13 protein-coding genes are annotated in these 13,295 nt (G+C 68.6%); 3 read left to right on the top strand and 10 right to left on the bottom strand.

Features of this window, described 5'->3' with window-relative positions; translation table 11 throughout:
• Window positions 1–100: 100 nt before the first annotated feature.
• Together E8A12_RS20240 and E8A12_RS20235 are read left to right on the top strand one after the other, a co-directional pair.
• A complete protein-coding gene (locus E8A12_RS20240; protein WP_293372228.1) occupies window positions 101–1,102 on the top strand; it encodes an NADP-dependent oxidoreductase in 1,002 nt (333 codons plus the stop codon).
• A gap of 65 nt (window positions 1,103–1,167) precedes the next feature.
• Complete coding sequence (locus tag E8A12_RS20235; RefSeq protein WP_293372226.1) at window positions 1,168–2,067, top strand: cobalamin biosynthesis protein CbiG; 900 nt, start codon at window positions 1,168–1,170, stop codon at window positions 2,065–2,067.
• On the opposite strand, the gene E8A12_RS20230 is transcribed toward E8A12_RS20235, so the two are convergent.
• From E8A12_RS20230 to glmU, 10 genes are all read right to left on the bottom strand, one after another.
• Entirely contained in the window at window positions 2,064–3,437 is a 1,374-nt protein-coding gene (locus E8A12_RS20230; RefSeq protein ID WP_293372224.1) for an MATE family efflux transporter, read from the bottom strand. The genes E8A12_RS20235 and E8A12_RS20230 overlap by 4 nt on opposite strands.
• 191 nt (window positions 3,438–3,628) lie before the next feature.
• A complete protein-coding gene (locus tag E8A12_RS20225) occupies window positions 3,629–3,955 on the bottom strand; it encodes a hypothetical protein (RefSeq protein ID WP_293372222.1) in 327 nt (108 codons plus the stop codon).
• 2 nt (window positions 3,956–3,957) lie between these two features.
• Complete coding sequence (locus tag E8A12_RS20220; RefSeq protein WP_293372220.1) at window positions 3,958–4,518, bottom strand: isochorismatase family protein; 561 nt, start codon at window positions 4,516–4,518, stop codon at window positions 3,958–3,960.
• Window positions 4,519–4,604: 86 nt separating this feature from the next.
• Complete coding sequence (locus E8A12_RS20215) at window positions 4,605–5,054, bottom strand: MarR family transcriptional regulator (RefSeq protein WP_293372218.1); 450 nt, start codon at window positions 5,052–5,054, stop codon at window positions 4,605–4,607.
• A 137-nt stretch (window positions 5,055–5,191) separates the two neighbouring features.
• Window positions 5,192–5,800, bottom strand: coding sequence for a GDSL-type esterase/lipase family protein (locus tag E8A12_RS20210; protein WP_293372216.1), 609 nt, complete (start codon window positions 5,798–5,800; stop codon window positions 5,192–5,194).
• Between the two features lie 69 nt (window positions 5,801–5,869).
• Window positions 5,870–7,261, bottom strand: coding sequence for a class II 3-deoxy-7-phosphoheptulonate synthase (locus tag E8A12_RS20205; protein ID WP_293372188.1), 1,392 nt, complete (start codon window positions 7,259–7,261; stop codon window positions 5,870–5,872).
• A 74-nt stretch (window positions 7,262–7,335) separates the two neighbouring features.
• On the bottom strand, window positions 7,336–8,565 hold the full coding sequence (locus E8A12_RS20200; RefSeq protein WP_293372186.1) for an O-antigen ligase family protein: 1,230 nt from the start codon (window positions 8,563–8,565) through the stop codon (window positions 7,336–7,338).
• Complete coding sequence (gene gor / locus E8A12_RS20195; protein ID WP_293372184.1) at window positions 8,562–9,941, bottom strand: glutathione-disulfide reductase; 1,380 nt, start codon at window positions 9,939–9,941, stop codon at window positions 8,562–8,564. The genes E8A12_RS20200 and gor overlap by 4 nt, the downstream gene beginning before the upstream one ends.
• A 29-nt stretch (window positions 9,942–9,970) precedes the next feature.
• Complete coding sequence (rpiA, locus tag E8A12_RS20190) at window positions 9,971–10,660, bottom strand: ribose-5-phosphate isomerase RpiA (RefSeq protein WP_293372182.1); 690 nt, start codon at window positions 10,658–10,660, stop codon at window positions 9,971–9,973.
• Window positions 10,657–12,036 carry a bifunctional UDP-N-acetylglucosamine diphosphorylase/glucosamine-1-phosphate N-acetyltransferase GlmU gene (gene glmU / locus E8A12_RS20185; protein ID WP_293372180.1) on the bottom strand — a complete coding sequence of 460 codons (1,380 nt, stop codon included), beginning with the start codon at window positions 12,034–12,036 and terminating at the stop codon, window positions 10,657–10,659. Before glmU ends, rpiA begins: the two co-directional genes overlap by 4 nt.
• Window positions 12,037–12,307: 271 nt before the next feature.
• On the opposite strand from glmU, the gene E8A12_RS20180 reads away from it, so the two are divergent.
• Window positions 12,308–13,295, top strand: a 988-nt coding sequence (locus E8A12_RS20180; protein ID WP_293372178.1) for a PA domain-containing protein, incomplete at its 3' end; no start/stop codon positions are given.

Raw genomic sequence — 13,295 nt, 5'->3', positions numbered from 1 at the left:
GGGCCCGCCGCCTAACAGGTCACGGCCCTCGACGCCACCCAGGGCCCGAGCTAAACATTTGTTTGAACGGGCCAGCAGGGTCCGAGGGAGTCCCAACGCCATGACCAAAGTCCGCGAGATCCGCCTGAAGAGCCGGCCGTCGGGCCTGCCCACCCATGACAACTTCGAGTTGGCGACGGTCGAGCTGGCGGCGCCCGCGACGGGCGAGATCCAGGTGCAGAACCTCTGGATGACGGTCGACCCCTACATGCGCGGGCGGATGAACGACGTGAAAAGCTATGCCCCGCCCTTCCAGCTGGGCAAGGCGATGGACGGCGGCGCGATCGGCCAGGTCGTGGCCTCCAACGATCCGGCCTTCAAGGCGGGCGATCTGGTGCAATCCGGCTTCGGCTGGCGCGAGGGCTTCAATGCGCCGGCCAGCGCGGTCCAAAAGCTCAACCCGGGGAAGCTGCCCGTCCAGGCCTTCCTTGGCGCGGCGGGCATGCCGGGCCTGACCGCCTACGCGGGCTTGCTGAAGGTCGCGGCGCTCAAGGACGGCGACGTGGTCTTCGTCTCCGGCGCGGCGGGCGCGGTCGGCGCCATGGTCTGCCAGATCGCCAAGGCCAAAGGCCACACGGTGGTCGGTTCGGCCGGCGGCGCGGACAAGGTCGCCTATCTGAAATCCATCGGGGTCGACCACGTCATCGACTACAAGGCCGAGACGGACCTGAACGCAGCCCTGGCCGCCGCGGCCCCCGGCGGCATCGACGTCTATTTCGACAACGTCGGCGGCGCCCATCTGGAAGCCGCGCTGAACAACGCCAAGCTGTTCGCCCGCTTCGCCATCTGCGGGATGATCTCGATCTACAACGCCACTAAGCCCGAGCCCGGCCCCTCGAACCTGGCCCAGTTGATCGGCCGCAACATCCGCATGGAAGGCTTCATCGTCTCCCACCACTTCGGGATGATGCCGGCCTACATCGCCGACCTCTCGCAATGGGTCGCCGAGGGCAAGGTGAGCTGGAAAGAGACGGTCTTCGAAGGGATCGAAAAGGCGCCCGACGCCTTCATCGGCCTCTTCAACGGCGAGAACCTCGGCAAGATGCTGGTCAAGCTCGCCTAGCGCCATTGGCCCGTCACAGGTGAAGGGCTAGAACCCCTCGTCCACCGAGTCCGGAGCCCGCCCCTGTGCCGCGCCTTTTCAGCGCCTATGTGATCGTCGACTGGAGCGCGGCGTCGAAGCCGACGACCGGGGCGGACTCCGTCTGGATCGGGGTCCTGAAGCCCGACGTGCGCTTCCGCCTGGCCTTCGAGGGGTTCAACGCCGCGACCCGCGCCGAGGCCGAGACCCGCCTGAACGCCGTCCTCGCCGATCTGAAGAAGCGCTCCGAGCGGGTGCTTGTCGGCTTCGACTTCCCGCTGGGCTTCCCGCGCGGGTTCGCGGGCGCGATGAAGCTGAAGGGCGAGCCCTGGCGCGCGGCCTGGGACGAACTTGGCAAGCGGGTCGTCGACAAGCCCACCAACGTCAACAACCGCTTCAATGTGGCGGCGCAGCTGAACCGGTTGCTGACCGGCGAGGCGTTCCCCTTCTGGGGCGCGCCGGCGAAGGATGTGCAGACCACGCTGACCGCCACGAAGCTGCGGCCGCACGGCCCCGACGACCTGCCGGAATTCCGGCATGCCGAACTCGTGGCGAAGGGCGCGGCGTCGATCTGGAAGACCTACTACAACGGCTCTGTGGGCGGCCAGGCGATCATGGGCATCCCCCTGGTGCGGCGCCTGAAGGACGCCCGGGGCGACGCCGCCAGGGTCTGGCCCTTCGAGACCGGATTCAAGTCCATGACCGAGGCCGACCTGGCCGGTGTCGATGTGGTGTTCGCCGAGGTCTATCCCTCGCTGATCGCGCCGCAGGGCGCGGCGGGCGAGGTCAAGGACCTGATGCAGGTCCGAACGCTCGCCGAGCATTTCGCGCGCCTCGATGCGGCCAGCAAGCTCGGCGATCTGTTCGGCCCGCCCAAGGCGACCCCTGCCGACGCCGTGCTCGACGCCGAGCGCGAAGAGGGCTGGATCCTCGGCGCCGGCGCCTAACCCCGCCGGCTCAGCATCCAGAACCGGCCCAGCAGCAGCACGGCCGAGATCACACTGGCGATCACCACGGCCCAGACGATCCCGATCAGGCCCATGTGCCGCGGGATCGCCAACCACCAGGCGAGCGGCGCCATGATCACGATGTAGCTGGTCAAGTGCGTGCCGGTGGGCAGCCAGACGTCGCCGCGCGCCCTGAGCGCCTGGGCCGCGACCACCTGCAGCGAATCCGGGAAATACATGAAGCAGGACAGGACCAGCGCCGGGATCGCCATGGCGAGCGTCGCCGGGTTCTCCGTATAGGCGCTGGAGATCAGGGCGGCGTTGGGCCAGACCACCAGGCCGACCAGTGCGCCGAACACCCCGGTCACGCCGAAAGCCACCAGGCCCGCGCGGATCACGCCCCGGGGCTCGCGCGCGCCATAGGCGCGTCCGACCCGCACCGCGGCGCCGGTCGACAGCCCAAGCGGGACCATGAAGACGATCGCCGCCACGTTCAGCGCGATCGCCCAGGCCGCCACCGCCAGGCCGCCGATCCAGCCGGCGATGATGTTCATGCTCGAGAAGGCCGCGACCTCGAAGAAATTGGAGGCGCCCGCCCCGAAGCCGATCCGCCGCTGCTCGGCCTCGGCGGCGCGGTCGCGGGGCGCCTTGTCGAACACGCCCAGCGCGCGCGCCTCCGGCATCAGCGCGATGTAGCCCAGCATGAAGACCGCCAGGAAGGTCCTGGCGCCCGTGGTCGCCCAGGCGCCGCCCATGGCTCCCTGCGCCGGCAGTCCGAAGTGGCCCGGCACCAGGATCAGGTCCAGCGCCAGGTTGACCAGGTTGGCGATCCACATGGCCCAGGCCCCCGGGCCGGGCCGCGACAAGCCCTCCAACCAGAAGCTGGCGCTGACGCTCAGGGCGTAACCCGGCAGCGACAGGCAAAAGACCAGCAGCACCCGGCTCGCCCCGTCGGCAAGGCTCTTTTCAAGACCGATCGCGTGCAGGAACAGTGGCCCGGTCAGCGCCAGGACCGCCATGGAGATCAGGCCGATCCACAGGCTGTAGGCGACGCCGCGGCGCAGCACCGCGCCTGTCTCATTCCGCCGCCCCTCGCCGATGGCGCGCGCGGTCATCACCTGCACGCCGGAGAGCAGGCCGATGGCCATGGTCACGACCACGCTGGACGGCGCCCAGCCCAGGGCGTGATAGCCGAGCTGGGTCGCCGAATAGCGGCCCACGACGATGGCGTCGCAGAGCCCCATCGCCATGATGCCCAGGCGCGAGATCACCACCGGCCCGGAGAGCTTCAGGAGCTCGGCCAGTTCGGTCCGGACAGGAAGGACGCGCCCTCCCGACACGGAGGACGCCTGGGCCGGGGGACGGTCCATGGGCGTGAAACCTGATTTTCAAAGAGGGGCGGAGACTGGCGCCTGAGTCAAAAATAGCAAGCCGAGGTTGATCCCGCTCGGCCCAGCGCCGCGCGGGGTGACGCGGAAGGCACAACGACCGGTGGATACCTGTAAGATCAGCCGACGCCGCATGTGACGTGGCTTGATGGCCGGTCGAACTGGCTTGGTCGTCAGGCCCGCGGGTCATTGCCGCCGTGGAACCGCCCAAACAGACGTGCGGACAGCACGCCCATCAGCAGGACGCCCGCGCCAAGGGCGATGACCTGATCCGCGGCGTACGGATCGAAATTACCCACACGGGCGATGAGCAGGTAGGCGATGACGAAGTTCGCAAACCCCCAGAGCACGTTCACCGTCGAGGATGAAAGACCTTCACCCGGCGGCTTGGCGAACGGGCTCTGAAAGGGCTGCCCCATCACGCCGCTGACGAAATGCGGAACGGCGTTCGCCAGGAAAGCCCCGCCGAAGAGGTAGGATAGGTCGTGAAGCCAATTCATGATCAGGCCCTCCTTTCCAGAAGATCGATGATCTCCTGCGTCGCGCCGGTCTCGCCGATCCTCGGGAAAACCCGCGCGATGCTGTGGGCGTGGGCGTCGGCGTGCAAGTCGGTCATGGCGTCGGTCGCGAGGGTGACATTGAAGCCGAGCTCATAGGCCTGGCGTGCGGTGACCTCGACGCCATTGCTGGTGGCGACGCCGACGATCACGACCTGGGTGACCCCCAACCCCTTCAGATGGGCTTCAAGACCCGTGTTCGTGAAGGCGCCCGGCGTGTGTTTCGTCACGACGTGGTCCTGCGGCTGCCGGTTCAGCTCGTGGATCAGATCGGTCCAGCCGGCGGGAAATTCCCGATGGACCCTCGGCTGCTCCGTCCGGCCGGGCGCAAGGCCGGCGACATTGACCAGCACGACCGGCAGGCCATGTCCGCGGAAGGCCTCCGCCAGCGCTGCGACATGCTTCACCACACCGTCCATCGAAGGTCCTGCGGCGAGCGAAACAATGCCCTTCTGGAGATCGACGACGATGAGCGCGGTCTTCGGGTCGAGGGTGGTCACGGTCACGGCGTTTTCCTCTTGGTGATCTGGATGGCGGCCAAGCCGCGCGTTGCGGTCTTGTGCGTCGAGCCGGCCCCGGTCCTGGGGCCCGCCTAGGAGTCGCCTTCGCCCAGGCGCTTGATCAGGGCCGCCGCGGAGATGAGCGTCTGCTGTTCGCCGGGATCGAGCTTGGCCATGGCGGCGAGCAGCCATGTCTGTTTCGCGGCGCTGCGTTTTCGCCGCGCCCCAAGCCCATCGTCCGTCAGGGCGAACAGAACCTGGCGACCGTCCGTCGGATGAGGCCGACGCTCGACCAGGCCCTCCCGCTCCAGTTCAGCCAGCGTGGCGCCCATGGACTGCGGCTTCACCGATTCCGCGCGTGCGAGATCCGCCGTCGTCATCGAACCCGCCCTCTCCAGCTGCGACAACGCCACGGTCTGCGACCAGGTCAGCTCGTCCGGGTTCGATTCCGCGCGCAGCCGCCGCAGGAGCTGTCCGATCGCCAGGGAGAGTTCGGTGACGGCCACTTCCACGGATATGGACGTGCCCGGCGAGGCGCTCATGGACTCCATTCTGATATAAACAGGAAAACTTGCAAGTCTTGCTGTCAATTTACCAGGAGACGGTGAACTGCGCCCCTTCCGACGGTGCGATCTCGTGGGAGCCCGCCTGCACGGGGGATGGGCCGGGATGTCGCCGCCTACCCGCCCTGCCGCGCGCGCAACGCGTCTGCGACCACAGCCGCCAATCCGCTGGCGATGATCTTCGCGCCGGCGGCGTTCGGGTGCGCGCCGTCCGGCTGGCGCAGGTCCGGGCCGACGCCGGCGAAGAGGTCGGGGTAGAGCGCGACGTGCTCAGCCTCGGCGAGCTGGCGGTAGAGCTCGCCGCGCTCGCCCGCGCCTATCCCCGCCAGGACGACGGTGACGCCACGGTCCTTCAGCTGTTTGACGATGACCTCCAGGCTGTCGCGGGTCAGGGCTTCGGGATAGCCCAGGCGGCGATCGTTGCCGCCGAACTCGACGATGCACAGGGTGGTGTCCTTGCGCACCGATCCGTTCAGGCGCGCCAGGCCGTGCGGGGAAGAGTCGCCCGGAAGGCCGGCGTTGCGCACGAGCGCCTGGATTCCGAGGCTGGAGAGCGCCGCCTGGAGCTGGCTGGCGAGCCCGTCGGACGGGGCAAGGCCGTAGCCCGCGGCGATGGAATCCCCGAAGAGGGTGATGACGGGCGCGGGCTCAGCCGCTGCGGCCGGGCCCGTGGCCACGGCGGCCACGAGGGTCAGCAGCAGGGATCGGCGCGGATAGCCGGTCATCTCGTCCCCTCAAACCGCCTTCGAAAACGGTGAAATCCTGGGTCCCCGCCTATCTGGGGATGAGCGGTGTCAGTTCGCCCCGCCCGCCGCCGCGCGCCGCGCCGTGTCCAGCCGCTCGTCCTTCAGCTTCTCCGCCACCAGGAAGGCCAGTTCCAGGGCCTGTTCGCCGTTGAGGCGCGGGTCGCAGTGGGTGTGGTAGCGGTCGGCCAGGTCGCCCTCGGTGACCTCGCGGGCGCCGCCGGTGCATTCGGTGACGTTCTGGCCGGTCATCTCCAGGTGGACGCCGCCCGGGTGGACGCCCTCGGCCTTGCAGATCTCCACGAAGGACTTCACCTCCGACAGGATGCGCTCGAACGGCCGGGTCTTGTAGCCATTGTTGGCGGTCAGCGTGTTGCCATGCATCGGGTCGATGGCCCAGACCACGGACTTGCCGGCGGCCTTGGTGGCGCGCAGCAGGGCCGGCAGGCGTTTGTCGATCGTGCCTGCGCCGAAGCGGCCGTAGAGCGTCAGGCGGCCAGGCTCGTTGGCGGGCGAAAGCGCGTCGGCCAGGCGCAGGAGGTCGTCGGCCTCCATCGTCGGGCCGCACTTCACGCCGATGGGGTTCTTGATTCCCTTGAAGAACTCCACGTGGGCGCCGTCCAGGTCGCGGGTGCGCTCGCCGATCCAGACCAGGTGGGCGGAGGTGTCGTACCACTGGCCAGTGGTGCTATCGACGCGGGTCATCGCCTCTTCAAGGTTGAGCAGCAGCGCCTCGTGGCTGGTGAAGAACTCCACCTGGTGCAGGCTCGGGTGGCTCTCCGGCGTCACGCCAACCGCCTCCATGAAGGTCAGCGTCTCGCTGATCTTGTCGGCGAACTCGCGGTAGCGCGCGCCCTGCGGGCTGTCGGCGACGAAGCCGAGCGTCCAACGGTGGATGTTGTGCAGGTCGGCGTAGCCGCCGGTCGCGAAGGCGCGCAGCAGGTTCAGCGTCGCGGCCGACTGGCTGTAGGCCTGGATCATTCGCTGCGGGTCGGGGGTACGGGCCTCGGGCGTGAACTCCATGCCGTTGATGATGTCGCCGCGGTAGGACGGCAGGGTGACCCCGCCGATGGTCTCGGTCGGCGCCGAGCGCGGCTTGGCGAACTGGCCGGCCATCCGGCCCACCTTCACGACGGGCTTTCCGCCGGCGAAGGTCAGCACGACAGCCATCTGCAGGATCAGGCGGAAGGTGTCGCGGATGTTGTCGGCGTGGAATTCCTTGAAGCTCTCGGCGCAATCGCCGCCCTGCAACAGGAACGCGCGCCCCTCGGACACGTCCGCCAGCAAACTCTTCAGGCGCCGCGCCTCGCCGGCGAACACCAGGGGCGGCATGGCGCGCAGCGCCTGCTCGGCCTTCGCGAGCGCGGCGAGGTCCGGATAGTCCTGCGGCATGTGCTTGGCGGACTTCGATCTCCAGGAGGCCGGTGTCCAGTGTTCCGTCATAGCTCCAACTCCGCGCCCCGACGCCAGCGGGGAAGCCGGGCGTTCTACTCCAAGATAGGGGTGAAGGTCGATGCTTACAGGGCTGAGCTATCCGCCTCGCGCACCGGCACGTTCATCACGGCCAGCATGGCGACCATCGCGCCAAGGCCCAGCCACCACTCCTGCCAGACACCGAAGTTGACGCCGAACAGCAGGTAGACCGCTGCGCAGGCCGCCGCCGCCGCCGCCGCAAGGCTGGGCGCGGGCCGCGACAGGCGGGTGAGAGCTACGCCCCAGAATGCCGCGGCCAGCACCGCGCCGATCGCGCCCAGCTCAATCCAGACCTGCAGCGGATTGTTGTGCGGGTGCAGATTGATGCCGGGGCCGAACATGCGGCTGGCGTCGAGGCCCCAGCCGCGTAGCGGCTGGGCGCCGATCCAGTCGATGGCGTGGCTCCAGTAGCCAAGGCGCATGGAGTCGGTCTTGGGCAACGCGGCCTGGAGCGCGCCATAGTCGGCGAAGTGGCGAACCGCCCAGACCAGGCCCGGCATGGAGAGGAACAGCAGCACGGCGACCGCGGCCAGGAGCTTCGGCCCCAGGTTCGGCAGGCGCCAAACGATCAGCGCCGTCACCGGCGCCAGGATAAGGCCCAGGACCGGGGCGTCCGAGCCGAAGGTCACGGCCGCCGCGCCGGTGCCGGCGAACATGGCCAGCGCCAGCCAAGGCCGAAAACGCCGCGCCGCGCCATAGGCCGCCAGCGGCCAGATCACCCCGATCAGGTAGGTGGAGTGGCCGATCCGGGCCTCGGCCAAGTCGTAGCGCAGCGGCCCGTAGACCTGGCGGAGCGCTTTGTAGACTGCGCCGTGGGTCGCGCCCTCGGCGAGCAGGATCAGGCCGAACAGCGCACAGCCCCAGGCCAGCACGTTCAGCGCGCGACGCTTCAGCACCGGGTCCAGCCGGCGGGCCGCCAGGATCGCGCTGCCATAGAGCGGCAGCTGGAACGTCAGCTTCAGGACCGTGGAATTGTCGAGCCGGGTGGCGTGGAACGGGCTCCACAGCGTCGAGACCGCCGCCCAGAGCAGGCCGGCGAACAGGATCACGGCCACCGGCCGGTCCTCGTCGCGCAGCCGCGCGGCGGGCAGGCAGAGCAGGCCGGCCAGCGCCGGCGCCAGCCAGAACTCCCGCGGCCACAACCAGGCCAGCAACGGGGTGATCGCCGCCACACCGACAAAGACCCAGCCGCACCAGACCCCCAGCCAGCCGCTTTCGCCGGACCGCGCGTCGCGCGGGACTGACCCTCCGGAGCTCTGGTGAAGCGAGCTCAAGCCACCTGTCCCAGGCCGAGCGGCACGTACTTCTCGCGCATGGTCACAAGTTCCTCGGCCAGCGTCGGGTGGACCGCGCAGGTGGCGTCCCACTGGGTCTTGGTGACGCCCATCTTGATGGCGATCGCAGCCATCTGGATCATCTCCGGCGCATCGGGCCCGACCACATGGCAGCCGACGACCTTCTCGGTCGCGCAATCCACCACCAGCTTCAGCAGCGAACGCTCGTCGCCGCCGAAGGCATATTTCATGGGCTTCAACCGGGCCAGATAGATGTCGACCTTGCCGCATTGTTTGCGCGCATCGGCTTCGCTCAGGCCCACCGAACCGATCGGCGGCTGGGAAAACACGGCCGAGGCCACCGTCTCATGGTCGAAGGCCATGGGCCGGTCGTAGAAGACCGTCTCGGCGAAGGCCTGGCCCTCACGGATCGCCACTGGGGTGAGGTTGATGCGGTCGGTGACATCGCCGACGGCCCAGATGTTCGCGACATTGGTCTTCGAGTACTCGTCGACGGCCACTGCGCCCTTATCGGTCAGCTTCACGCCGGCGGCCTCCAGTCCCAGGCCTTCGACGTAGGGTTCGCGGCCCAAGCAGAACATCACTACGTCGCTCTCGACCTCGTGGCCGTCGGAGAACCGGCTGGTCAGGCCGCCGGCGGTCTTATCGATCGCGGCATGCTGGGCGCCCAGCATCACCTTGACGCCGCGCTTCTCCATCTCCTCGGTGAGGTGGCTGCGCACGTCGTCGTCGAAGCCGCGCAGGACGTTGGGGCCGCGGTGGACCAGGGTCACGTCGACGCCCAGGCCGTTGAAGATGCCGGCGAACTCCACGGCGATATAGCCGCCGCCGGCGATGACGATCCGCTTGGGCAGTTCGGTCAAGTGGAAGGCTTCATTGGACGAAATCGCGAACTCCGCGCCGGGCAGATTCTTCGGCATCCAGGGCCGCCCGCCGGTGGCGATCAGGATCTTGTCGGCGGTCTTGGTTCCGGCCTTGTCGATCTCGATCGTGTGGGCGTCGGTCAGGCGGGCCTTGCCGTGAGCCAGTTCAGCGCCGGCGTTCTGCAGGTTCCGAACGTAGATGCCGGAAAGCCGGGCGATCTCCTTGTCCTTCTCTTCCAGGAAGTAGGCCCAGTCGAACTTGGCGCCCTCGATCGACCAGCCGTAGCTCTTGGCTGTCTTGAAATGATGTGAGAATTCCGAGGCGTAGACCATGAATTTCTTAGGCACGCAGCCACGGATCACGCAGGTGCCGCCAACGCGGTGCTCCTCGGCGACCGCCACCCTGGCGCCGGACATGGCCGCCAGGCGCGCCGCGCGCACCCCGCCGGAGCCCGCGCCGATCACGAAGAGGTCGTAGTCGTACTTGGCCAACGAGGGCCTCCTTCCTTCGCCCGGATCGCTCAGGGCTCGAGTGTCATGACGCCGCCGTCCGCGCCGATCAACGCCAGGTCGGCGAGGTCGAGGAACAGGCCGTGGTCGACCACTCCGGTGACGCTCTTCAGCGCCGCCGCCAGGGCCGCCGGCTCCTCGATCCGACCGCAAGCTGCGTCATAGATGAGGTTGCCGCCGTCGGTTCGCACGGGGGCGCCGTCCCTGGTCCGCAGTCGGGGCATCATGGCGATGTCGAATTCGCTCAGCACGTCGCAGATCCGAAGCGCCGTGGTCTTGTGCCCGAAGGCGACCACCTCAATCGGCAGGGGAAACTTGCTGCCCAGCACCGCCACTTGCTTGGCGGCGTCGGCGATGACCACGCAGCGGCCAGAGGCCTCCCAGACCAGCTTTTCGCGCAGCAGGGCCGCGCCTGCGCCCTTGATCAGCGACAGGCCCGGGCCGATCTCGTCGGCGCCGTCGACGGTGAGATCGATGGCCTTGGTCTCGCCCAGCTCGGCGATCTTCAGACCGAGGCTTGAGGCCAGATCGGCAGTCGCCTGGGAGGTCGCCACGCAGGTCAGGTTGAGGCCTCGCGCGGCCAGGGCCTTCACGAACCAGACCGCGGTCGAGCCGGTGCCAAGACCCACGACCATGCCGTCGGCCACCAGTTCGGCCGCGGCCGCGCCCGCCGCGCGCTTCTGGTCGTCCGCAGAGCTCAAGACCCAACCCTCTTGGCGGATTGCGCCTGCTTGGCGGCGCGCGCGGCCAGCTTGCGGGCGCGGAACTTGGCGGCCCAGCCTTCGCGATCGACCTGCTGCGAGCGCTCCACGGCCAATGCGTCGGCCGCGACGTCCTTGGTGATCACCGACCCGGACCCGGTGTAGGCGCCCGCGCCCACGGTGACCGGCGCCACCAGCGCGGTGTTGGAGCCGATGAAGGCCCCCTCGCCCACGTGGGTCTCGTGTTTGTCGAAGCCATCGTAGTTGCAGAAGATGGTCCCGGCGCCGATGTTCGCGCCCGCGCCCACCGTGCCGTCGCCCAGGTAGGTCAGGTGGTTGGCCTTGGCGCCCTTGCCGACGGCGACTTTCTTCACCTCGACGAAGTTGCCGATGTGAGCGTCCTCTCCGATGTCCGCGCCGGGGCGCAGGCGGGCGTAGGGGCCGATCAGGGCGCCCGCGTGGACATAGGCGCCTTCCAGATGGCTGAAGGCCCGGATGACCGCGCCGCTCTCCACGGTCACGCCGGGGGCGAAGACCACGAACTGCTCGACGGTCACGCCGGCGGCGATCTCGGTATCGTAGGAGAAGTGTACGGTTTCCGGCGCCAGCATGGCCACGCCGTCCGCAAGCGCCTGGGCGCGGCGGCGGTCCTGGAAAATCCGCTCGGCCTGGGCGAGCTGCATGGGCGTGTCGCAGCCCATGACCGCGCCCTCCGGGACGACGGCGGCGCGGGTCGCGGCCTTGTCGGCGGCGGCGAGCTCGACGATCTGGGTGAGGTAGTACTCGCCCTTGGCGTTGTCGCTGGTGGTGCGGTCGAGCCAGCCGAACAGCCTGTCCTTGGCCGCGCAGAGCATGCCGGCGTAACAGGTCCGGACCGCCAGCTCGGCGGGACTCGCGTCCTTTGGTTCGACGATGCGGCCGACCTCGCCCGAGGTGTTCATCATCATCCGCCCGTAGAGCAGCGCGTCGGCCGGCTCGAACCCCAGCAGGGCGAGGTCCGCGCCCTGCCCGCGCAGTTCGAACAGCGGCTCGAGGTCCGGCGGCGTCAGCAGCGGGCAGTCGCCGTTGGTCACCAGCACGTCGCCAGCGAAGCCGGCGAGGGCCTCGCGCGCGGCCAGCACAGCGTGCCCCGTGCCACGCGGCGGGTCCTGAACCGCCACCGCGCCCTCGCCCAGCCGGCGAACCACCAGGTCACGCACCGCCGAAGGCCCGGGCCCCACCACCACGACGATCTTCTCGCAGCCGGTCGCTTCGACGGTGTCGATCACCCGCTCCAAGAGGCCGCGGCCGCCTACCTTGTGCAGCACCTTCGGCAGGGCGGACTTCATCCGTGTGCCTTGTCCGGCGGCAAGGATTACGGCGGCGCGTGCGGTCATCGGGCAGGGTCTCCGGGCCGAGTCAGCAATCTTCGTGGCTGACTTACCAAGCCTTGGCGCCGGGGGCGAGAAGCGGCTGGCGTGCTGGACCTGAAGTTCGCCGTCGGATGGTCTGCCGCTGAGCGAACTTCGGGTCCAAGAAGCATGCCAGAAAACCAAAACTTCCCCATGCGTCCAATGATTCAGAAATTTGTTCCGAGCCGGCCGCAAACGCTTGCGAATTTCTGAATCGCCGCATTAGTTTCCCGGCCTTCCCGGGGAGTGCATTTTCATGAAACGTCGTCACGGCCTAGCCGCCCTTCTGTCCGCCTGCGCCGTCGGCGCGGTGACCACCGCCTGGGCCGCGCCCGCGCCGCCGATGGACTCCAAGGCGCTTGAGGCCAAGTTCGACGCCCAGATCGACCCCGCCGAGATGGGGACCTGGCTTAAGCGACTCGCCTCCGAGCCCAACCATGTGGGATCAGCCCACGACAAGACCAACGCCGAATGGATCGCCGCCCAGCTCAAGTCCTGGGGCTGGGACGCCAAGATCGAGACCTTCGACGTGCTCTATCCGACGCCGATCAGCGAAGCCCTGGAACTGGTCGCCGGCCCCGGCGCGGGCTTCAAGGCCACCCTGACCGAGCCGCCGATCCCCGGCGATCAACCGACCTACACCAAGGACGCGTTGCCGGCCTACGTCGCCTTCCAGGGCGACGGCGACGTCACTGCGCCACTGGTCTACGTCAACTACGGCATGCCCGAAGACTACCTGGCGCTGGAGCGCATGGGCATCTCGGTGAAGGGCAAGATCGTCATCACCCGCTATGGCGGCGGCTGGCGCGGGCTGAAGCCCCTGCTGGCCCAGATGCACGGCGCAGCCGGCGCGCTGATCTATTCCGATCCGAAGGACGACGGCTACGCCACCGACGACGTCTATCCGAAGGGCGCGGCGCGGCCGCCCCACGGCTTCCAGCGCGGCTCGGTGGCAGATATGCCGATCTACCCCGGAGACCCACTGACGCCGGGCGTCGGCGCGACCAAGGACGCCAAGCGGCTCGACCGCAAGGACGCCCCCGTCATCCTGAAGATTCCCTGCCTGCCGATCTCCTACGGCGACGCCCAGGTGCTGCTGCAGTCGCTGGACGGTCCGGTGGCTCCGGCGAATTTCCGCGGTTCGCTCCCGATCACCTACCACGTCGGTGGCGGCGAGACGGCGGGCAAGGCCCACCTGGCGGTCAAGTCCGACTGGTCGTTGAAGACGCTCTATGACGTCGTCG

The organism is Phenylobacterium sp., from assembly GCF_004799395.1.
GTDB lineage: Bacteria > Pseudomonadota > Alphaproteobacteria > Caulobacterales > Caulobacteraceae > Phenylobacterium.
This window is presented reverse-complemented; position numbering and strand designations above follow the sequence as displayed.